The sequence below is a fragment of the Citrobacter sp. Ce006 genome (assembly GCF_030336535.1).
In the GTDB taxonomy this organism is placed as follows: Bacteria; Pseudomonadota; Gammaproteobacteria; order Enterobacterales; family Enterobacteriaceae; genus Citrobacter; species Citrobacter europaeus.
The window spans coordinates 1-271 of sequence record NZ_JAOWDO010000037.1 but is presented as its reverse complement, the minus strand read 5'-3'; the positions used below and the strand labels follow the sequence as shown (position 1 = coordinate 271).

Below are 271 nucleotides of genomic sequence, written 5' to 3'. Positions count from 1 at the left end.
GGGTGACGAGTGGCGGACGGGTGAGTAATGTCTGGGAAACTGCCCGATGGAGGGGGATAACTACTGGAAACGGTAGCTAATACCGCATAACGTCGCAAGACCAAAGAGGGGGACCTTCGGGCCTCTTGCCATCGGATGTGCCCAGATGGGATTAGCTAGTAGGTGGGGTAACGGCTCACCTAGGCGACGATCCCTAGCTGGTCTGAGAGGATGACCAGCCACACTGGAACTGAGACACGGTCCAGACTCCTACGGGAGGCAGCAGTGGGGA

The 271-nt window shown here is 58.3% G+C and carries 1 rRNA gene; it reads left to right on the top strand.

Annotation, left to right across the window (positions count from 1 at the left end):
- A 16S ribosomal RNA gene (locus OGV94_RS00805) occupies window positions 1–271 on the top strand; the annotation flags it as partial.